This is a genomic window from Bacillus sp. cl95 (assembly GCF_900115925.1).
In the GTDB taxonomy this organism is placed as follows: domain Bacteria; phylum Bacillota; class Bacilli; order Bacillales; family Cytobacillaceae; genus Neobacillus_A.
Window position 1 is genome coordinate 262,374 of the sequence record NZ_FOYF01000004.1, and the last position, 19,644, is coordinate 282,017.

Below are 19,644 nucleotides of genomic sequence, written 5' to 3' on the forward strand. Positions count from 1 at the left end.
TTAGTGAATAATTTTTATAACGTCTTCATCTCTGCTTAACACACCTTCATTAAAATGGAGTTTTGTGTGAAAACAGTACGAAGTATTTTCATCCGTAAGTGCTACAGACTCTGGTAACTGAAACGAAAAGTTGATTTTGTTCATTTCTTCCGATTCAATTTTTGCCCCAGATAAGATGGTAGCCGAATCAACAATGGTTTCGACCCCAGAAATCTGATCTAACATGACTAGATCACACTCAATCCGCTTTACTTGCTGTTCGATCGTACCACCTTGGATAAAAAAGTAACCATGAACTGGTTCTCCAGGTCTATACGACTCTTTTTCTAAAATAAGATCAATTTTCGCTGAACCAATTCCTAATAGTGACATGTATTTTCTAAGCAACAATGTAAATCCTCCCATTTCATTTTAGTATGATAAAGCTTCGACTATGATGACTTCACTCTTTTTTCTTCAATGCGTTTTTCAATCATGGCCATTTGTTTAGGATCCTTCATAAGTTCTTCCTTGTTTTGCTTCATTAACTCTGCGAAAGTTACTTTTCTCTTTTTCATTTAAATCTCCCCTTTTTGGATAGTTAGCTGGAAAGGGCAAAGAAAAAACCTTTACCCGAATGCAGGTAAAGGTTTCAGAAAAAACAAAAGACCTTTACCTATGAGTTAGGTAAAGGTCTTGCTAACAACGGTCATTTCGTTGCCAACAAAGCCGGGAGATTACTCTCCGTAATGACGACTCTGTTGTAAAAGCTACTCCCCTTTAGGAGAAAACTATTCAACTGATTGAAATAAGCTTACAACATATCTATGAATCTGTCAATTGGTTTGTGCCGAAATGAACATTCTCCTTATCATTAACCGCCGAATCCTTTCTCGACTGGCATTTCCACTTTCGTGCCTTTCTCCCTCAACGCTAACCAGACAATGAGGCTCAATAATATTAGCAACCCTTCTAACGATAAGATGTACCATGGGTAAGGACCAAGGACATCTAATAAACTTGCACTCTCTGGTTTGTGGCTTAAGAACATATAATTTCCACCCACGAGCTTATTGATCAGCATGATGAATGGCATAAGAATATTGAGGAAACAGAACAATTTTAGAACAGAATAGATTGTGGGCCTATACCCTTTTATCCAGGTAAAATAAAGCGGTACCCATATGATCATCAGATGCGAATAGAAAAAGTGGAAAAAGCGAAAATGTGGAAAATCGTAATTAAGCAATGGCGTTAGCATTGCTTGTGATGCCCCCAATAAGGCCGTAAATAATAGAATCTCATAAACAAGCTTTTTCCCTGTCAACAATAAGAGGACCGTGAGAAAAAGACTGAGGCTGCATAACTCAAGAGGGATAGCATGACTTGCCTTCCAACTGCCATTCACATACATCCAGGTGTGGTAGGTTCCTTCCATAGCCAATAACGATAGTGCGACACCGACCTCTGCCTTTCTCAAGTTCTTTTCTTTAAGACGATTTCGAAAAAAGTACATTGCGATGCTAACAACTAGCAAAATGGTGATGACTGCAAAATGACTTACTGAAAACATTTCAAAATCATAATCTTGATAGCTCCTGCCAAACATACAATCACCACCTAAATTTTGTGTTCAATACGTGGAAATTCAGACTTTAAACAAACGTTTGATTAGCTCTATATAATTGTATGAAGAATATCTTTGGGTAAATGCTTATTTTTTGGAGGAATGGTGCAAATATGCTGGACTAGGTGGTTCATGGGAAACTCCAATTACCATTATATTACCAAATATATTTCAATCTTGCGAAGATTTGTTGGAATCTTGCGAAACATCCTCTTATTCTTGCAAAAACCAGGTGAAATCTTTCGAAATTCCGGACCAATCTTGCGAAACCACTTTTTCGCAACATCCCACCACACAAAAAATGGAAGTTCAACACGTTGGTTACACGCTCGAACTTCCAAAAAACACCTATTTTATTTCGATCTTGCGAAAGTTTATGTGATTCTTGCGAAACTTCCTCATATTCTTGCAAAAACTAGGGGGAATATTGCGAAACCACTATTTACCCCTTATACAAATCTACAGGAGGATAGTAAATACGATCTTTGGTTGCACCTGAACTCGGAAATTGGGTTTCTGCCAACATCCTTGAGCTTACATATGACGATGATAAGTGCATAAATTCACGAAAGCTCTTGTTACTGATTTTTGAATCAACTAGTAAAAAGTAGTCTCGTAGCGTTTCCAAATGCGCATCACGTGAAAAGACGCCACAGCTTGTACAGTGCCATTTTCGATTAACGCGTTTCATTGGAATGGTAAAACAGTTGGGGCAATGCACACCTGATCTTATATCCTTTAACGAGCTAAGATATTTGTCCATGAACAGCCTTCTGGGCGGAGTATTATTCTTGATTAAAACTCTTCTTATTTTTGCTAATTCTTTCTGGGATAGAACTTCCTCGGTGTATGTCCTCTCCATCTCCTGAACATATTTCAGTAAGTGATGTGCCTTAAACACTTTTTCAAAGATGCTCTCTTTCCCTGGATTCGTTCTTAAGATACTTCGCTTGTTGCACATGACAACGCCAAAATCGATAGGCAACTGGGCGAGTCGATGGCTATTCCAAAAGTGATTGAGTTGTAATTGGTGGTGTTGTGCCTGACAAATAGGGTCCGCAAAACCCTCTTCCTCACCTTCAAAATTGGTTCTGATGAGTTGATGGAAAACTTGATCGAAGAATAAAGTTCCAGCGATGTTTTTCACTTCGAGGATACATGCAAAATTTGTGGAAAGGAGAATGGTGTCAATTTGAAAGGTATAACCATGCCATGGAAGGTTTAAATCGTGGAAAATGAGGTACTTTTTTTCATCAAGAAGGGTTAAGTGATGGTCGATAGCCTGCTCTCCCCAATATCCAGCCCACCTTCTGTTCAATTCTTCTTGTAGTTCATCTCTGTAAAGACTACGGATTGGAAGTCTTCTTTTCAGTGCTTCTCCAACTTGAATCTTCAACGGAATGGTCCGTTCTTTTGCTATCATATTCCCACACTCCTTAAAATGGATTCAGCCAAATATTCTCCTTCCACCTGTTTTTTCCCTTTCTTTTAAATAAGGAGTATTTTTGAACTTTACTTAAACGAAACCTCATCCATTTTCATACGTATATAATGTAACGAACCGAAGGAATGAGGGATTCTTATGTGGTTTATGTTCGGCGTCCAAATTTTCATTATCTTACTCTTTTTTATCCTTGGATGGGCCATTCGCTACAGAAAGGCATACTGGCTCATCTCCAACTTTGCTTCACGACCTGAAGTAGAAAAGCAGCAATTGCTTGCAAACGGCTATCCTCAAAAAACTGGCACCCTTTTGATGGCCACAGCTATTGGGATGCTCCTTATGCTCCCATTGACTTTTACAACCTTTAAATTTGCGATGGAAGCCCAATTCGGTTTTCTGATCGTCTTTTTAATGGGAGGATTTATCTATCTGATCAAATATGAACTTCCACATAAACGAAAGTCTAACTATACGATCAGCTCACTAATTTTTGTGGCTGTCATTGCTTTTATTACGGTTCTCTCTTATCAGGGCTATCAAAAATCTGACCTTATTACAAAAAAGAACACTTTTGAAATCACAGGGATGTACGGAAAAGAATGGAACTACGATGACATTCAGAACGTGGAGTTAATGGAAAAGATGCCAGAAGTAACATGGAAGCAAAACGGCTTTGGCACTGCCGGCATTGCCAAAGGATATTTTAAAGTGACTGGTTACGGGAGCAGCTTGTTATTTATCGAAAAAGGTAATGCCCCATATCTTTACATCAAAATGGACGGTAAAGATATTTTCATTAATTCTGATGACGCTTCTGAAACTCAGAAGTGGTATGAGACATTACAAAACAAGCAGTAAGACAAATGTCTTACTGCTTTATTTTTTCAGTCTATCTGTATAATCATTATGGTAGCTTTTATGTACGTAGTTATGGTTGTCCATTGAAAAAAGGAAACCTACCGACATCGCAAGGAATGCAGCGAGAGCCCCTATGCCAAAGCCAAATTTATAGTATCCAAGCACGATTCCTGCAATGGAAGCTATTATTAACCCCACTAATAGAATCAAGAAAAAATTCTTCATTTACCATCCACCATCCTTTTGTTTTACATACGAAACGCTCCAAGAAAAGTTTCATTACTTCCATTATACATTCACGGAACACAAAAAAAAGAGGCTTAGCGCCTCTCCTCTAAAACATTCCACCATGATCGTGATAACTTTTTGAGTTGTGCATATGTGATTCAAAATAGATTCTCTCTGATTCGGAGACATGCTTTTCATTCTCTCTCGGATCGACATGCTCAATGCCTATTTGCTTATACATAAAGTCCACCATAAACCCAAATCCTAAAATAGCCACTATAAATAATAAAAACCACACCATTATTATCACCCTTAATCATAGTATTCACTTGGGTAATAAGGTGCGTATGTTGGAGGGGTTTTATACAGAAAATGGAGAAGCTTGATTGCTCCTCCATTTCTCTTCCCTTATTTTACGGTGAGATCCGTTAGAATGGCGTAGCCATTTTTCACTTTTACCATAGCAAGCATATCCCCTCTGGCAGCCGCTTTTTCCAGTTCTGTTCCTGTATTATCCTCAATAAAGTATTTGTCTAAACTATATTCAATATAGGCCACTTCTTTTTCTAAATTGTTAGGACCGATATATTGCAGGGTGCCTTTTAGATAGATTCCACTTTTAGGTTCCCTTAAACTCACTTGTTCTGGAACATGAATCCCTTCTTTTTCTACCAAGGATACATACACCCGTACACCTGTATTCCGCTTGTTCAATTCTTTAATCACATCAGCATCAACCAAGTTCTTTGTGATTTCTTCTGCTTCGTATCCAAGAGCCACATAGTCTCCACGGAATACATCCGATGGATCAACCGGCTTAGTCTGCAGCTTGATTTCTTCTCCTTTCAACACCGTATAAATAGGTTTCACTGTCATACCAAGTAGAATCAGGACAGGCAACGCACAAGCAAGCAACAATTGTTTTGTCCGTTTATTCATGTGCGTCTCCTCCTTTTTTCCTTTGTTTTTCAAAATAGAAACCAAAGCCTAGCAGGAGGATCCCACCGATAATGAAGACGAGCGATTTTGGCAGAAAATCAAAAGAGATATCAATATAAAATCGAAAGATGATCACACATAAGATGACAATGCTTAACAAGCTACCTTTTTTCACTAAAGTGAGCAAGAAAAGAATGTACAAGATGGAGAATGGAATGTAGATCCAATCGACCGGCCATGCCTCTTGGAATGTTAAGAAAAACCCAGCGAATCCATGTACCAAATAACCTAGAATTACATAAACATCCTTTAATTTTTCTTTTGCGATGACAAGTGCGATTCCGATCACGAGGTATACCATGCCATAAATAAATTCATGTTGACCGTTTAAGAAGAAACTAATGACGCTTCCAAGTAAAGCAAGAGCCGCAATTCCTGTAATGAAAGCTGTTGCCTTTGAGAAACCAATTTTTCGATTTAAATAGTAAATCGCTCCCAACCATAGCAATGTCCATAACGGAATCATTTGCCCACTTAAATAGAGATCATCGCTAACATATAGAAGAACAAAAAACGCGGCCGCCAGCAATATATTCTTATCCCTTAATACAAGAGCTAGCGGTAATATCCCAAGTGACCACCAAAGGAAGGCTCCTTGAAAATCTCCTCCGAAATGAAACATTTGCCCGATTAGGAATATTCCTGCCCCAAAAACTAGGACACCTAAATAGTAGAAACTTCTTGATGTCTTCGGATAGCTTTCCTCCATTTTAAATCCAACAAAAGTACTGGCAATAAACAAAGCTATAATGACTAAAAACTTCGCTACGCGTCCAATTTCTTCCCAGTTGCTTGCAACAAAACTTAGGATACCGGCGCCTATTAAGATAGATCCTACATATAATAACGTTTTAGTAAAAGATAAGCCTTCTTCCACTTCATATAAATCTTCTAACTCACATCTCTGTTCCGGGGTCATTACACCAGCTTGTTCCAAGTATCGAAACTCACGGTTCAGAATCTGCAATTCGTGATTTTTCACTATGCGCTTTACCAATATCTCACCCCTTTATTCCTTATTACTCCATTATATTATTCTCCACCAAAAAACAATCTGTATTTATTCTATTTTAATGGATTATTTTCTTCCACGCTGGGTAAAAGAAGATAGTATGTCCATTCCATCGAAATTTTCTCGGTCACTCATAAAGGAGACAAGGACAACCATGTCATTATACAAACATCTAAAATTCGTGAAATTATGGGGAACAGAATTCCCATCCTATACATCTATCACCTTTGATTCTAGAAAGGTGCAACCAGGGTCGGCCTTTATTTGTGTCAGCGGCGAAAACCATGATGGTCATGTATTTCTGGAAGATGCTATCAAACGCGGCGCTACACTCATAGCCGGCGAAAATGAAGTTTCCCTTGAAAGCGCAAGTCTTAAGTATCCTGATCGCACCTTTATTCTCGTTAAAGACGCGCGTGTATTTTTAGCAGAATTATCCATTTCTTTTTATAAAAATATTCATCAAGAACTGACTACAGTCGGAGTTACTGGAACGAACGGTAAAACAACTGTATCTGCATACGTTAGGTCGTTAATGAATTTGCTCGGAGTTTCTGCTGGTTCGATTGGTACTACCGGAATTCATTCCTCAAAAGGTAAAATTCAATTTGAACAATCCACTCCGACTACACCGGAAGCGTGCGACTTACATTACATATTCAATGAACTTCATAATCAAAGTGACAAGTTAGCAGTAATGGAAGTCTCCTCAGTGGCAATTGAACAAAAGAGAGTGGCAGGCATCGATTTCGATGTGGCAATCCACACAAACCTATCTCCAGAGCACCTGGAATTCCATCATACTTTTGAAAACTATAAGCTTGCCAAACTGAAATTATTTACTCAGGCTAAAAGAGCCGTTGTTAACTTGGATGATCAAGGAATGGGTGCAGACATTATCAAGGCTTTTCAGGGTCCCCTACTCTCTTATAGTTTGAATAAAGCGTCGAATGCTGATGTGAAAGCAGCAAATATCAAAGTCAACAACTCTGGTACATCCTTTGAACTCATCTTGAAAAATAAATCCTTTATCGTCAGGACGCCATTGCTAGGTAATTACAATGTTGCCAACTTGCTAGCAGCCGTATGTACGGCATTGCATTTAGGTTTTGCCATTGAAGACATCTTGCTGTTTCTACCACATATTGAAGGTCCCGAAGGTCGTTTTGAAATCATTCATGAACTTGAAGGACGTAAAATCATTTTGGACTATGCCCACACCCCAGCAGCACTTCAAAATCTTTTAACGGAAGTAAAGAAGCTTAGCTACAACCGATTAATAGTCATGATTACTGGAATCGGGATCCGTGATAAAAGTAAAATGCCTAAAATGGCAGAAGTAGTTGAAAATCAAGCGGACGAAATCGTGGTTTCTGTAGACCATCCAGGTTTTAACGATCCTCACGAAATCATCGGACAAGTTCTTAAAGGATTCGAGAACCGATTCGCGATGAACATTCATACCGCACCTACTCGAGGCGAAGGTGTTTTAACCGCCCTGTCATTGAGCAGTGCAAAAGACCTTATTTTACTTACTAGCGGCTGTATCAATGGTGCTCAGTTGATAAAAGGTAATAAAATTCCTCATTCTGATAAAGAAATAATCAAAACATACTTTGGAAATGGCCTAGCAACAGTGGATTACGATTATTTGGAAGCATAACGCAGAATCCTTCCGGGGTTCTGCGTTTTTTTGTATGGAGTGCTTGGACATCCCTCCAGATTCGCGAATTATCTTTCTAATTTAGGTGAACATTCATCCAGTTTCTAGAGTAATCTTTCTAATTTGGCACTACATTCGTCTAGTTTCACAAAAAGTACATAATCCAGCATAACTCGCATAAAAAATTCCTCTACAAAAGGAATTTTTTTCATTTTCCATCATACAATGCGAAGAGCCTTTTTAAAGGAGGATGATAAAATGCTCATTCGTCATCAAATGGTTACAAAGGATGCCGTCCGCTATTGTGATGAAACGTTCACGCTAAAGCAAGCTCTGGATTTTCTTAACGAAACAGGATATCGCTGCGTTCCAATATTGGATAAAACGCATTCGAAATTTATCGGGAACATTTATAAAGTACATGTTTTGGAGCATAAAGAAGAGAATTCTCTTGAGGATAACATCACCATTCTCGCAAGCGACCAAAACACAGCAATAAATGAAAACGACTCTTTCATGAATGCATTTAAGAACCTGAAGCAGTATCCTTATTTGCCTGTTATCAATGATAAAGAGGAATTTGCTGGTCTGCTGACACATGCCGCGGTATTAAAGCTTTTGGAAGAAGCTTGGGGATTGGATCGCGGGAGTTATACCCTTACAATCGGAAGTTATGGGACACAAGGTACACTTGCAAAAATGACTGCCCTCATCAGCAATTACAGTGATATTCAAGGTGTCATCAGCCTGGATTCCTCGAATTTTCACGTGAGCCTCATCCGCAGAGTGCTGTTCACCTTGCCAAAAGATACATCAAAAGCAACCTTGAAAAAAATCAAAGAAAAGCTCGACGAAAACGGCTATCGTGTAATCGGTGTTGAGTGTCACGAGGGAAGTTGTTAAAAAATGAAGACCCACAAAGCATCGATTGCTCTGTGGGTCTTATTCTTCGCTTAACTCTTTTTCTTCTACCATTCTTTGATAATGCTGGACCAGTTCAGGTAGAGTAGCAAGTTCTGCCTTCCCCACTTCGCTTATCCCATACATTCCTCTGCTAATCTTTTCAAACCAGCCGTAATAATTGCTTTGGAATATCGACAATACCTTATCACCCGCACCGAATTCCCGTAGTTTCTTTGGTGACATTGGACCATGATGATTGAGAAGACAAGCGACATGAATACAATTTTCTTTATAGGCTGTTATGATTTTCGTTTTCGTGCTCCCACCAATATTATGATCTCCGCTTCTCCCCTTTGTTTCCTCGAAGAGTTTCGTTCTCTGCTTTTTACTTCGCTGCATGGTTTTTAAGCGGTCGAAGGTTGTTGGGGTAGAGACGATTTTTATAGTGGGCTTTTCATCAGAAAAGTTAACCAGAATTAGGCCAAGTTCAAGCCTTTTGATTAAATGAAGAATATCTTTCCACTTTTTTGAAAAAAGATTGTATTTCGGTTTAGGAATAGCAATATAAACCTGATCGGTTAGACGCTGTCGTTTCGTGGCTTGGACAAGCAAATCAATCGTTAAGCTTTTCTTTAACTCAACAATGATTAACTCCTCTCCTTTAACAGCCGTGATATCACAATGCTTTACTTCACCATGCACTTCGTACCCTTCTTCTGTAAAAAAATCACGGATGGGCGCGTACAAATCGACTTCATATATTTTTATATCTTTACTTTTCATAGAATCCCCTCATCTCGTATTATATCATGTTTCTTTTCGTATCTTTTGAATATAGCCACTAGATATAATACGATTAATAAAAACTAATCATTGGGAGGCATGGGCATGGAGACTTCAGCATCAAACGATATACATACTCTTTATCAGAACTTAATGGACACCTGGAACAGACGAAATGCCAGAGATATGGCTGATCTGTTCGGTGAAAGCGGCGAGTTGATTGGCTTTGATGGAAGTACAGCCAAAGGGAGTAACGAAATATTTTCTCACCTTGCGCTGATTTTTGAAAATCATCCAACTGCTCCGTATGTAAGTAAAATAAAGGATGTCCGATTTTTAAGTTCAACTGTAGCGGTACTTCGTGCCATTGGCGGAATGATACCGATCGGACAGTCGGATCTGGAGTCAAAACTAAATGCACATCACACGCTAGTAGCCGTTCAACATAATGAAAAGTGGTCAACCGATCTCTTTCAAAACACGCCCGCTGCATTTCATGGAAGACCAGAATTAGTGGAAGAAATGACGAATGAATTGAGACAGGAACTAAATTAAGGCAATGTTAAGGTACATGGTTGATTTTCTTCACTTTGTAGATAGAATTTGCCCTCAATAAGCCAAAATGAATCGCACTTGATTCTTTTGGCTTTTTTGAACTTCATATTCCAGACTCCAATTTCTTTCGGATTTTAATCAAACGTTTGATCAAATCAATAAAATTAACATTGAAATTAATAATATTAATTTAGGTATTAAGTTTTGAAATATTTTTTAATTAAATTATTTACTTTTTTAATTCCAAGTTATATAATCAAATCAAACGAAGGAAAGGATTTGATTATGAGCTATCCTGTCATCACAAATTGTCCCGTTTGCAGCCAGACTTTAAAAATCACCAAATTACATTGTAACCATTGCGCTACGACAATTGAAAATGAATTTGAACTCTCTAAGTTTGCATCACTTTCACAAGAACAGCTTCAGTTTGTGGAAACGTTTCTTGTATGCAGAGGAAATATCAAGGAAGTTGAAAAAGAACTTGGGATTTCCTACCCGACTGTCCGCGGAAAATTGACCGATATTATTACCTCACTCGGTTATGAGCCACAAAAGAAAAATGAAGTAGATGAGAAAAAGGTTGTAACCATGCTTGAAAAGGGAGAAATTACCCCTGAAGAAGCCATTAAACTTTTAAAAGGTGAATAGGAGGAGTAAATCATGAAAGAAGAAATTTCAAGAGTCTTAACGCTTGTACAGGACGGAAAAATTGATTCCAAGAAAGCCGCGGAACTTATTGACGTGTTAAAAGAAAAAGAAGAAGCCATTTCACCACAAAAACCTGCACATTATACAGACAAAACTCTTAAAATCCGCGTAATCTCTAAGGAAAATGATAACGTAAATGTGAACTTGCCAATCAAGCTTGTGAAAGCAGTCTTAAAAACGGGTCACAGCATTGCGGCAAGCATTCCACAATCCGAAAAATACGTAAAAGATATTGATATTAACCTTCTTATTGAAGCAATTGAAAACGAACTGGATGGTCAAATCGTCGACATCAAATCAGCGAACGGTGATTCCGTTGCCGTCATCATTGAATAGAGGCCACCGATGATTCACGTCAAAATCAAAACAGACCAAAACTTGAAACTGAACATCCCTATCCCCTACGCGATCCTCCAGGCTGGATGTTCCCTTCTATCTTCTGAACTGGTCTTACGCCAACTGACGAAATGGACCACTCAATACTCAGATAACAAGTCCACCGCATCTTTCATGCCACTAAACAGTAAACTTAGCAAACAAATGATCAAACAAACGATTCGAGAGTTACGTCATCACAAAGGACTTGTCATCGTCGACGTCAAAATGAAAGACGGCACTGAAGTTTTTGTAAGGTTATAAGCTGGAATCTAGTTTTATCCTCCTCCAGAAAAAATGATATGATTAGATGAATATCATCTCTGGAGGACTTACCTTGAAAAAGCATATTAAAGTTGTCGCAGCAATTATCGAAAACGAACACGATGAAATTCTTTGTGCCTTACGCTCACCACATATGGCAATCCCGAATATGTGGGAGTTCCCAGGTGGAAAAGTCGAAAAAGACGAAGATCTCTATTCTGCTCTAAAAAGAGAAATCCATGAAGAACTAGGTTGTATAATCGAGACATTCGAAATCTTTAATGACCATACCCATGAATACGATACGTTCATTATTAATTTGATTGCGATTAAGTGTAAAATCGCCAAAGGAACACCTGAAAAAAGTGAGCATTCAAAACTCATCTGGCTAAAAAGAGAAAATCTTTCCTCCCTGGTTTGGGCTCCAGCAGACATCCCTGCAGTTGAACAACTCATAAATGAAAAATAGTCTTCTCCGAGGAGAAGACTATACTTTTATCGTAAATTCAGTAAATAAGTTTGCCGGAATCTCATTATCTAGTTTGATTTTTACTGTGATTGGCTTTTCGCCTTCGTAGTGGACGGTATCACCCTTACCAATATAAATATAAGGCTCGGTCTTCCCGTCTATCTCACGATACTTTCTCACAAACAAATGTAGATTAATACCCCTTCGATCATTATGAATAATATTTTGACCTCTTTCAGAACCCTGAGAAGTGCTATTCGGCGATTGCCACTGAAAATACCGTTCATCCAAGAACTTGTCCTGATAATTGAGGCGCTCATCAATGTCCTCTTCTTTATGTAAATCGATAAATAGGAAATAGTCGTTGCCATTAGCGAGCAAGCCAGAACCACGGAAAGCACTATGACTTTTACGATAATTAGAGAGCAATGCCGCATCGACCATCTGATATTGCTCATATAACTTTAAATGCGGAACCCCGTAATACTCACCCTTAAATTCCTTCTCATAACGAAAGATTCCATACATCATAATGTCCTCTATATACTTATTGTAATCAGGGTTAGCTAGAAGTCTTGTGAATAATGAAGTTTTCGAGAGTCTCCCATTGGCAAAATCAAATAACTTACGATTACTCTTTTTCTGGCCACTGTCATAATAATCTTGATTAAGAACCTCTAATGCATGCAAAACGCTATCCTCATCGACTTCTTTAACAATTTTCAAAATCTCATGTTTGGCTGTCTCGAGAGAAATTTCTTCATGGTCTAACAAATACTTCATAATCACAAATTCATATACCCTCTTAAGAGGAAGCTTACTCGATAGTTCCTTCATTGCTCCCTCAAAGGCATCATCTTGTAACAAAGCTTTTAAGCTATCATCCTTCTCGGCTTTCGCAACAAATTGCAAATACGTCTTTTCTCGTTGAACAAACTTTATTGGATCAGGAGCACCGTCATACTTGAGATAATCTCTTAAATAATACGGAGTTCTTCCTTGGTTCAGTTTCTTAAACTCAAAATATTCTTCCCTTAAATACTTCATACTATTGAAATTTTCCTGATCAATCTGCGAAAGTATTCTTTCTTGAGAGATTCGATCCATTTGTATATGGGTACATCCTGGAATATTGGCAAAACCAGTAGCAACCGCAACCTTCAAACTTTCTTTGTCATAATAACGGCTCCCGTTTAAAGCCAACGCAATCAAAAACGTTTTATTATGATTGCCGATAAAATCGAGAACAGTTAAGAAACTCTTATCTTTGTACTTTCTCAATCCTCTACCTAACTGTTGAATAAAAATGATTGGAGAGTTCGTTGGTCTTAACATCAGTACCGTATTTACAGAGGGGATATCGACTCCTTCATTAAAAATATCGACTGTAAAAATAAACTCCAGATCATCAGCATCATCTTCTAATCTCTTAATGTATAATTCTCTCTTATCAGACCCGTCATCTCCGAGTAAAACCATGCTCTTATAGCCCCGTTTATTAAATTCAGCAGCCATGTACTGAGCATGTTCGCGCCCAGCACAAAATCCTAGGCACTTTCTTTTTTCACCATCATGACTATAGAAGTTCATTTTTTCAATGATAAAATCAACTCGTTCATTTACCTTTAACCTCTTGGTAATTTCATCTATGTCTACAATTGAGACATCACTTAAGTCAATTCCATCAATATCCGTGATCCCAAAATAATGAAAAGGAATGACCAATTCATCTTCCAAGGCTTCGTGTAGACGTACTTCAAGCGCAACATTATTGTCAAATAAGTCAAAGACATTGCGACTGTCACTCCGTTCAGGAGTCGCAGTCATCCCTAGAGTAAACTCAGGTTCAAAATAATTAAGTACATCCTGATAAGACGGACTTGTTGCGTGATGCGCCTCATCAATAATCAAGTAATCGAACTCGTCCCGATTAAACTCATCAAAACATTTCGAAATGGTTTGAATAGTCGCAAACACATAATCCACGTGCTTTTGTTTATGATTACCTGTTAACAAACCGAAAGTGAGTCCATCATTAGGAAGGAGTTTTTCAAAAGTCTCTTTTGCCTTTTTCAAAATCTCTTCTCTATGTACAATAAACAGTAGCTTTTTGGGCATCACGTTCTTCACATCAAAAGCCGACATATATGTCTTTCCCGTACCAGTTGCCGCAATTACCAACGCTTTATTTTCACCAAAGCTCCGCAGTCGCTCAAGGTTTTCCATCGCTCTTCTTTGCATCCGGTTGGGTACGATATACTCACGATTCTCGTAGATTAATTGTTGAGTCACTTGTACCTTTTTCATACTCTTTAGAAACTCTTCGTATCTATTAATAAAATCTTGATCAGCAACCACACTGCTTTCCCACAACTGATCGTACTCTTTTAACACTTCTTTAATAAAAGTCGCATCCTCTTTTGCGATAATCTCAACATTCCACTCAATATTACTCTTAAGAGCACTCTGAGTTATATTGGATGACCCAATAATCACCTTATAACTGTCTTGATACTCAAATATATAGGCCTTCGTATGAAAACCAATCTCTTTATCCGTAACAAAAACCTTCAAGTCAACATTTTGAAACTCTCTTATTTTTTCAAGCGCCTTCGCATCAGTAAAGTTAAGATAAGTAGAAGTAATAATCTTTCCTTTTACCCCATTTTGCTCGGCTTCTTTTAGTGGATCGAGCAGCAATTGAAGACCACTAAAATTCACAAAAGCTACACTAAAATAAAAACGTACACACTCGTTCATCGACTTCACAAGTTCCGTAAGTAAATTTCCTTTATCGGAATTAACTATTAGTTTCTTTTCAAATAACATTAGTAAAAATACTCCTACCCAATTACCGTAATATGTAAAATTGTACTATAGACGTCTGGGAAGATAAAGATCTAGTGATATTACTTATCCCAAATCTATGCGTTATATGAACAATTCAACTTAAGGTGGAAGTTTAATCAAACGTTTGATTAATAGTTCCGTAATGATTTCAGCTAGAAAATTGGTGGGCTGTCCACTAAAATGAAATTAAGGAGAGTGAAGGTATGAACTTGATATATGAAGTGATTCCTGATGATAAAATTGAATATTGCAGAGATCTTTGCAATGAATTAATGGCTTTTCAAAAGTCTAAAGCTCACATAACGCCGGAACTTTTTGACAATATGAATTTTGATACACGGATGATTCCTTCTGTGAAAAAGGCCATTCACAATTATACGGTCGTAGTGAAAGATGATGAAAAAATCGTGGCCTATGTTTATTCAAATATCTCTCCAAAAGAAACCTATTCAAATGATTTCGCCACTTTTTTTGATCTTTTATCAGTAAGTAAACAAAATGTAGGTTGTTTATCTCAGTTTTATATTAAGGAAGAGTACAGACAATACGGAATTGGCTCTAAACTCTTCAAATTGTCTATGGAATGGTTGAAGCAATTTGATGATGTAGAGGACTATTTTATCTTTGTTTCAAACGGCAATCACGAGGCTCTAGAATTCTATCAACGTAAAGGGTTCTCAGTTAGTCATGATATTTTGGACGGGTTTATCACCGTTCTGAGGTTGGCAGAACCAAATAAAAACTGATTCCTTTTTTTGGGGAATCAGTTTTTATTGTGGAAATTTAATTCCAAATTTATTTCAATCTTGCGAAAAACTCGTGGAATCTTGCGAAAAGTAATCCTAATCTTGCGAAACTGAGCGGGAATCTTTCGAAAACTAACCACATTCTAGCAAAAACCATTACCCCCATACGCCCTAAGCAGTTTCACGCTCCAAATAAGCCTGCTTTAGTTGCTTTCTTGCCCGGTACAAACGAGTTTTGACTGTCGCTGACTTGAGATGGAGCAAGTGGGCGATTTCATTTTCCTTTAATCCATGTTGGTGCTTGAGGATAAGCACTACTTGCGACTCCTTCGAAAGATTTCTCACCTGCTTGCCAAGGTCTTCCTTAAGCAAGCGGATTTCTACTTCCTTCTCCGTGTTGATAGCTGTGATACTTTCTCCGATTACTTGCTCCATAATAGTTGGATCGGCAAGCATCCAGTTCTTTCTTTTTTCAGAGCGGAGAAAGTCCATCGCCGTACGTGCCGTAATAGCTGCTAACCATGCACCTACCTTATTTACATCTTCGATTGTGTCGATTTTCTTGTATGCTTTAATGAACGCTTCCTGCACGATATCTTCTGCTAGAAAACGATCTTTCATAAATGAATAGGCAATATAATTCAATCGTTGGGAGTACAACGAGTATAATTGATTAAAGTCAATCGCCCCCATGTCTCCACCTCCTCTTGTATGTTCATTCTTTACGTATTTGAAACTACTAACCTCTATTTAAAATGGTTCTTAATAAAATCTGGAACATGCTCTTCATCGAAAAATAATACTTCCTTCATATTTCCAACTTTATAGTAAAAGACGGCCGCATAATTTGAATTATAGAAATTCCATCCAGCCTTATTTAATGCCTGATCGATTTGTTCTTTATCGGTGATTTTTAAGAAATCTCCATTTGCTTTGATGTCATTGATGACTACATCAGGATCAACATAATCCGAATATTTTCTTTCCATGACAACCACATGTGAAATATCATCGCTCATGACCTTGGCACGATCGAGAAGGTCGTGTTCCTTCAGCCAGTTTGTAAACTGGACATAGGAAGGTTTGAAATCGAGATGCAAAAATTTATCTTTTCCTAGATGAATCTCAATACTTGACCCCCTATTTTGAAAATAGGCTCCGTCTTCGTACGATTCAGCCAGTTCATCGGCTCTTAAGGCAGCGATTGCTTCCTGGATATCTTCCGGTTCAGAGATCGTAGCAACCTTATCAACATAGCCGTTTGCTCGAACCTTAATGGTTTCAATCTTATCTTCATTGATTTCAAAAATTTCTTTTGTCATCATCTTGAATTCTTTAGATCCATATACCGCGCTTAACAACTCAGAATAAATGTCCCGGTTTATCGTATATTCACGGATGACCTGATCACCATTCTTAAGTTCATAGAGGAAAAAGGCTGTTTCTAAAGGATGTATATCTTCCTCTACTTGATTCATTTTTTTATCAGCGACGATTTGTTTATGCAGCTTTCTGACAGCCTCAATATTCACTTTTTCCTTCAGTGGTTTTGGAATATAGTAGTCTTCGTAAACCTCATTGCGATAAATATACATATGAGAATTGTCGGCAAGTCGGACACTTTCAATTTCATTTTGAGCGGGAACATAATTTTCATAGATCCCAAGAAATTGAATGACGGAAATGAGTATGGCAATGAATACCCCATACACCGCCAGTCCCTTTACATTTCCAAATACTCGCCACGTTTTACGAAGAATCATCTCCGCCACATAGTAACCAATGATCGCTCCAAGTACGTATCCAAACACAATCCATCCAAAGCTACTGTAGGGAACTAAGCTAAAATACATGCCTCCAGCGAGCATGGTACAGAAGGTTACCCCATACTTGAAGATGGCACGCATTTTAGGAAATGCAATAGCCTCGGATGCAGCTTCCAATTTCCTTCTTTTATATAAAAATAATGCCAAAGCATAAAATAGAATGATGAAGAAGATGTAAGTAATAGCTTCTTGCCAATGAAATGGTCGTTGATTGAGCATGGTTGCAAAGGTGAGCGGTGACATTTTTTCCATCTCTTGATTGAGAAAATAGTCACTCGGAAAACCATATAGCAGAACCTTAAAATTTAGCAATAACAACACCATGATCCCTGCCGGAAATAACAGAAAAATGTATGATATTACAGCTTGAACAATGGACATGCCTGTCATCATGGCTACGAATGTACCAGCAAGGAATATTAACAAGTTAAACACAATAGTGACGCCTGCCCACCTTAAAACATCCCTTACTAGAAAGACATTATCCAATCCAAGAATCGAATGGAGCATCAAAACCACTACAGCATTGATGATGATTGGCAGGATAAGAAATGCCATTCCACTTATGGCATAATGATGAAAGATCGTGTCTCTACTAATAGGGACACTATGCATTAAGTCTACGGACTGTTTAACTTGCAGGTATCTGAATAGAAAGACCGCCAAAGCAACTGGTAGAATGACAATCAGGAAGATTTGTATTTCATAATCGTATTGAAAGAGACTGTCTACCTTTCGTAAATACAATTCCTCGTTTTCTTCTGCATACATCATCAATAACCTTAGTGGGATAGCAAAGAACAAACCCGCGAAATAAATAAGGGATATCCAGCCGCCGCTTCTTATTGTTTGTAAAATCAATTCTTTATTCAACAATGATGTTTTCGATGGCATAGCCGTTGTCCCCCATTTCATAAATGAAAATTTCCTCTAAGGTTAGCGGCAACAAGTCGAAAATGACCGGTTTGGTCTCGCGAATTCGTTTCGTAACTTCGTCTTCATTCCCTCTAATGATACACAGGTACACACTTCCACGCTTTTCCACATGGAGGATATCAAGCTCCTTCAATAACCGTTCAGGAGAATCATCTTTATAAGCAATTTGCACTTTATGAATATCGGATTTAAGTTCATCCAGTTCTTTTTCAAAAAGGAGCGTTCCTTTATGGATAATCCCTACATGATCACAAACATCTTCCAGTTCACGTAGATTGTGTGAAGAAATCAAGATGGTCATTTCACGTTCCGCTACATCTTGAATCAGTAAATTATTCACTTTTCTTCGCACAACAGGATCTAGACCATCAAGCGGCTCATCTAAAATCAGAATCTCAGGCTTTGCAGATAATGCGAGGATGAAAGCAGCCTGACGTTGCCAACCTTTGGAAAAACTATGAATCTTCTTATTTACATTTAACTCGAATGATTCAGCAAGCTTAAGGAAACGCGCTTCACTCCAGCTCGGATAGATACTTTTATAAAAACGCGCCATTTGTTTCGTTGTGTAATGGGAGAAAAAGAATGGCTGATCAGGTATGTAAAATAGCTTTTGTTTCAGGCTGACGTTTTCAAAAACAGGTTCGTTATCAATCGTGACTTCGCCATTGTCCTGCAAATAGATTCCCGCCAACAACTTGATTAAGGTTGTTTTACCAGCACCATTAGACCCAATCAAACCGTAAATCGAACCTCTTTGTATCGACAGATTTACGTTTTCAACCGCTTTGAATCGGTCAAACCTTTTACTGACCATTTTCATTTCAATCATTACTTTCGCCTCCCCCTTTTGAAGCGTCTAAATCATGTATCTTCTTTACCAATTCCTCAGCTGAAACGCCAAGATACAATACTTCTAATACAAGCTTTTCAAGTTCTTTCATGACTGCCTCTATTTTCTCCTTATCCTTTGTTTGATTGTTTGGATTTACGAAGCTGCCCTTGCCTTTTATCGAATAAATGAAACTTTGCACTTCAAGTTCCCTGTACGCTTTTTGAATCGTATTCGGGTTGATTGTGAGCTGTTGCGCCAGCGTTCTGACCGATGGCAATTGCTCATCAGCCTTGAGCACTTCGTTAATAATCAATTCTTTTAATTTATCAACCAGTTGCTCATAAATCGGCTTGCGGCTCCTCATATCAAGCTCAAACATCATGACCCCCTATCTGTACTAAGTGTACTATTATTCTTAATACAGTTAGATTATATGGCATCCATTTCCAAATTGGAAGCACTTTTTGAAAAAATTTTACGAAGAGATATAGAATAATCGTCTAAATGTTGGTCAGATACGACTTTTGAACGAAAAATTCATAAAAAAATATGAGAAATGATAGGATGACTTCCACTTCGAG

23 protein-coding genes are annotated in these 19,644 nt (G+C 38.0%); 9 read left to right on the top strand and 14 right to left on the bottom strand.

All coding sequences use genetic code 11. From position 1 onward, the window contains the following. From BMZ31_RS13335 to BMZ31_RS13355, 4 genes are all read right to left on the bottom strand, one after another. Complete coding sequence (locus BMZ31_RS13335) at positions 1–390, bottom strand: sporulation protein (RefSeq protein WP_090832250.1); 390 nt, start codon at positions 388–390, stop codon at positions 1–3. 41 nt (positions 391–431) lie between these two features. Next, positions 432–557, bottom strand: a complete 126-nt coding sequence (locus tag BMZ31_RS13340) for an FbpB family small basic protein (RefSeq protein WP_090832251.1) — start codon at positions 555–557, stop codon at positions 432–434. 296 nt (positions 558–853) lie between these two features. Next, positions 854–1,588 carry a YwaF family protein gene (locus BMZ31_RS13345; protein ID WP_090832252.1) on the bottom strand — a complete coding sequence of 245 codons (735 nt, stop codon included), beginning with the start codon at positions 1,586–1,588 and terminating at the stop codon, positions 854–856. A gap of 460 nt (positions 1,589–2,048) precedes the next feature. After that, complete coding sequence (locus tag BMZ31_RS13355; RefSeq protein WP_090832254.1) at positions 2,049–3,029, bottom strand: nuclease-related domain-containing protein; 981 nt, start codon at positions 3,027–3,029, stop codon at positions 2,049–2,051. Positions 3,030–3,188: 159 nt separating this feature from the next. Here BMZ31_RS13355 and BMZ31_RS13360 point away from each other — a divergent pair, with 159 nt between their 5' ends. Then, positions 3,189–3,908, top strand: a complete 720-nt coding sequence (locus tag BMZ31_RS13360) for a DUF3784 domain-containing protein (protein WP_175478107.1) — start codon at positions 3,189–3,191, stop codon at positions 3,906–3,908. Positions 3,909–3,926: 18 nt separating this feature from the next. Here the strand turns inward: BMZ31_RS13360 and BMZ31_RS13365 are convergent, their stop codons facing one another. The 4 genes from BMZ31_RS13365 to BMZ31_RS13380 form a co-directional block, all read right to left on the bottom strand. After that, a complete protein-coding gene (locus BMZ31_RS13365) occupies positions 3,927–4,133 on the bottom strand; it encodes a hypothetical protein (protein WP_090832255.1) in 207 nt (68 codons plus the stop codon). 109 nt (positions 4,134–4,242) lie between these two features. Next, the gene (locus BMZ31_RS13370) at positions 4,243–4,437 is read right to left on the bottom strand and encodes a hypothetical protein (RefSeq protein WP_090832256.1); all 195 of its coding nucleotides are present in this window, start codon (positions 4,435–4,437) and stop codon (positions 4,243–4,245) included. 107 nt (positions 4,438–4,544) lie between these two features. Beyond that, a complete protein-coding gene (locus BMZ31_RS13375; protein ID WP_090832257.1) occupies positions 4,545–5,075 on the bottom strand; it encodes a GDYXXLXY domain-containing protein in 531 nt (176 codons plus the stop codon). Then, complete coding sequence (locus BMZ31_RS13380) at positions 5,068–6,132, bottom strand: DUF2157 domain-containing protein (RefSeq protein ID WP_090832258.1); 1,065 nt, start codon at positions 6,130–6,132, stop codon at positions 5,068–5,070. Before BMZ31_RS13380 ends, BMZ31_RS13375 begins: the two co-directional genes overlap by 8 nt. Before the next feature lie 169 nt (positions 6,133–6,301). Between BMZ31_RS13380 and BMZ31_RS13385 the strand changes: the two genes are divergently transcribed. Next, a complete protein-coding gene (locus BMZ31_RS13385) occupies positions 6,302–7,810 on the top strand; it encodes a UDP-N-acetylmuramoyl-L-alanyl-D-glutamate--2,6-diaminopimelate ligase (RefSeq protein WP_090832259.1) in 1,509 nt (502 codons plus the stop codon). Positions 7,811–8,068: 258 nt separating this feature from the next. Continuing rightward, positions 8,069–8,713: a cyclic di-AMP binding protein CbpA gene (gene cbpA / locus BMZ31_RS13390; protein WP_090832260.1), complete on the top strand. Its 645-nt coding sequence runs from the start codon at positions 8,069–8,071 to the stop codon at positions 8,711–8,713. Positions 8,714–8,752: 39 nt separating this feature from the next. On the opposite strand, the gene BMZ31_RS13395 is transcribed toward cbpA, so the two are convergent. Then, a complete protein-coding gene (locus tag BMZ31_RS13395; RefSeq protein ID WP_090832261.1) occupies positions 8,753–9,496 on the bottom strand; it encodes a DUF2161 domain-containing phosphodiesterase in 744 nt (247 codons plus the stop codon). Between the two features lie 105 nt (positions 9,497–9,601). On the opposite strand from BMZ31_RS13395, the gene BMZ31_RS13400 reads away from it, so the two are divergent. The 5 genes from BMZ31_RS13400 (at position 9,602) to BMZ31_RS13420 (ending at position 11,870) form a co-directional block, all read left to right on the top strand. After that, on the top strand, positions 9,602–10,051 hold the full coding sequence (locus BMZ31_RS13400) for an SgcJ/EcaC family oxidoreductase (RefSeq protein WP_090832262.1): 450 nt from the start codon (positions 9,602–9,604) through the stop codon (positions 10,049–10,051). A gap of 285 nt (positions 10,052–10,336) precedes the next feature. Further along, positions 10,337–10,702 carry a DUF2089 domain-containing protein gene (locus BMZ31_RS13405; protein ID WP_090832469.1) on the top strand — a complete coding sequence of 122 codons (366 nt, stop codon included), beginning with the start codon at positions 10,337–10,339 and terminating at the stop codon, positions 10,700–10,702. A 12-nt stretch (positions 10,703–10,714) separates the two neighbouring features. After that, complete coding sequence (locus tag BMZ31_RS13410) at positions 10,715–11,098, top strand: SHOCT-like domain-containing protein (RefSeq protein WP_090832263.1); 384 nt, start codon at positions 10,715–10,717, stop codon at positions 11,096–11,098. Positions 11,099–11,107: 9 nt separating this feature from the next. After that, positions 11,108–11,401: a hypothetical protein gene (locus BMZ31_RS13415; RefSeq protein WP_090832264.1), complete on the top strand. Its 294-nt coding sequence runs from the start codon at positions 11,108–11,110 to the stop codon at positions 11,399–11,401. Between the two features lie 73 nt (positions 11,402–11,474). After that, the gene (locus tag BMZ31_RS13420) at positions 11,475–11,870 is read left to right on the top strand and encodes a (deoxy)nucleoside triphosphate pyrophosphohydrolase (RefSeq protein ID WP_090832265.1); all 396 of its coding nucleotides are present in this window, start codon (positions 11,475–11,477) and stop codon (positions 11,868–11,870) included. 18 nt (positions 11,871–11,888) lie between these two features. Here BMZ31_RS13420 and BMZ31_RS13425 read toward each other — a convergent pair whose 3' ends face one another. Continuing rightward, entirely contained in the window at positions 11,889–14,699 is a 2,811-nt protein-coding gene (locus BMZ31_RS13425; protein WP_090832266.1) for a DEAD/DEAH box helicase, read from the bottom strand. Positions 14,700–14,923: 224 nt separating this feature from the next. Here BMZ31_RS13425 and BMZ31_RS13430 point away from each other — a divergent pair, with 224 nt between their 5' ends. Further along, positions 14,924–15,466 carry a GNAT family N-acetyltransferase gene (locus BMZ31_RS13430; protein WP_090832267.1) on the top strand — a complete coding sequence of 181 codons (543 nt, stop codon included), beginning with the start codon at positions 14,924–14,926 and terminating at the stop codon, positions 15,464–15,466. A 171-nt stretch (positions 15,467–15,637) separates the two neighbouring features. Here the strand turns inward: BMZ31_RS13430 and BMZ31_RS13435 are convergent, their stop codons facing one another. The 4 genes from BMZ31_RS13435 to BMZ31_RS13450 are packed head-to-tail and all read right to left on the bottom strand — an operon-like array spanning position 15,638 to position 19,442. Further along, entirely contained in the window at positions 15,638–16,159 is a 522-nt protein-coding gene (locus BMZ31_RS13435) for an RNA polymerase sigma factor (protein WP_090832268.1), read from the bottom strand. A gap of 53 nt (positions 16,160–16,212) precedes the next feature. Further along, the gene (locus BMZ31_RS13440) at positions 16,213–18,186 is read right to left on the bottom strand and encodes a DUF6449 domain-containing protein (RefSeq protein WP_090832269.1); all 1,974 of its coding nucleotides are present in this window, start codon (positions 18,184–18,186) and stop codon (positions 16,213–16,215) included. Beyond that, on the bottom strand, positions 18,158–19,060 hold the full coding sequence (locus BMZ31_RS13445) for an ABC transporter ATP-binding protein (RefSeq protein ID WP_090832270.1): 903 nt from the start codon (positions 19,058–19,060) through the stop codon (positions 18,158–18,160). Before BMZ31_RS13445 ends, BMZ31_RS13440 begins: the two co-directional genes overlap by 29 nt. Then, positions 19,053–19,442 (bottom strand): GntR family transcriptional regulator, encoded by a 390-nt coding sequence (locus tag BMZ31_RS13450; RefSeq protein ID WP_090832271.1) that lies wholly within the window; start codon positions 19,440–19,442, stop codon positions 19,053–19,055. Before BMZ31_RS13450 ends, BMZ31_RS13445 begins: the two co-directional genes overlap by 8 nt. Positions 19,443–19,644 lie beyond the last annotated feature (202 nt).

Excerpts from the sequence above, each read along its gene's own strand:
- BMZ31_RS13430 (WP_090832267.1), top strand. The coding sequence starts at position 14,924 with ATGAACTTGATATATGAAGTGATTCCTGATGATAAAATTGAATATTGC.
- BMZ31_RS13450 (WP_090832271.1), bottom strand. The coding sequence starts at position 19,442 with ATGTTTGAGCTTGATATGAGGAGCCGCAAGCCGATTTATGAGCAACTG.
- BMZ31_RS13405 (WP_090832469.1), top strand. The coding sequence starts at position 10,337 with ATGAGCTATCCTGTCATCACAAATTGTCCCGTTTGCAGCCAGACTTTA.
- BMZ31_RS13340 (WP_090832251.1), bottom strand. The coding sequence starts at position 557 with ATGAAAAAGAGAAAAGTAACTTTCGCAGAGTTAATGAAGCAAAACAAG.
- BMZ31_RS13425 (WP_090832266.1), bottom strand. The coding sequence starts at position 14,699 with ATGTTATTTGAAAAGAAACTAATAGTTAATTCCGATAAAGGAAATTTA.
- BMZ31_RS13370 (WP_090832256.1), bottom strand. The coding sequence starts at position 4,437 with ATGGTGTGGTTTTTATTATTTATAGTGGCTATTTTAGGATTTGGGTTT.
- BMZ31_RS13440 (WP_090832269.1), bottom strand. The coding sequence starts at position 18,186 with ATGCCATCGAAAACATCATTGTTGAATAAAGAATTGATTTTACAAACA.
- BMZ31_RS13375 (WP_090832257.1), bottom strand. The coding sequence starts at position 5,075 with ATGAATAAACGGACAAAACAATTGTTGCTTGCTTGTGCGTTGCCTGTC.
- BMZ31_RS13360 (WP_175478107.1), top strand. The coding sequence starts at position 3,189 with ATGTGGTTTATGTTCGGCGTCCAAATTTTCATTATCTTACTCTTTTTT.
- BMZ31_RS13395 (WP_090832261.1), bottom strand. The coding sequence starts at position 9,496 with ATGAAAAGTAAAGATATAAAAATATATGAAGTCGATTTGTACGCGCCC.
- BMZ31_RS13415 (WP_090832264.1), top strand. The coding sequence starts at position 11,108 with ATGATTCACGTCAAAATCAAAACAGACCAAAACTTGAAACTGAACATC.
- BMZ31_RS13345 (WP_090832252.1), bottom strand. The coding sequence starts at position 1,588 with ATGTTTGGCAGGAGCTATCAAGATTATGATTTTGAAATGTTTTCAGTA.
- cbpA (WP_090832260.1), top strand. The coding sequence starts at position 8,069 with ATGCTCATTCGTCATCAAATGGTTACAAAGGATGCCGTCCGCTATTGT.
- BMZ31_RS13365 (WP_090832255.1), bottom strand. The coding sequence starts at position 4,133 with ATGAAGAATTTTTTCTTGATTCTATTAGTGGGGTTAATAATAGCTTCC.
- BMZ31_RS13385 (WP_090832259.1), top strand. The coding sequence starts at position 6,302 with ATGTCATTATACAAACATCTAAAATTCGTGAAATTATGGGGAACAGAA.
- BMZ31_RS13410 (WP_090832263.1), top strand. The coding sequence starts at position 10,715 with ATGAAAGAAGAAATTTCAAGAGTCTTAACGCTTGTACAGGACGGAAAA.
- BMZ31_RS13400 (WP_090832262.1), top strand. The coding sequence starts at position 9,602 with ATGGAGACTTCAGCATCAAACGATATACATACTCTTTATCAGAACTTA.
- BMZ31_RS13435 (WP_090832268.1), bottom strand. The coding sequence starts at position 16,159 with ATGGGGGCGATTGACTTTAATCAATTATACTCGTTGTACTCCCAACGA.
- BMZ31_RS13445 (WP_090832270.1), bottom strand. The coding sequence starts at position 19,060 with ATGATTGAAATGAAAATGGTCAGTAAAAGGTTTGACCGATTCAAAGCG.
- BMZ31_RS13355 (WP_090832254.1), bottom strand. The coding sequence starts at position 3,029 with ATGATAGCAAAAGAACGGACCATTCCGTTGAAGATTCAAGTTGGAGAA.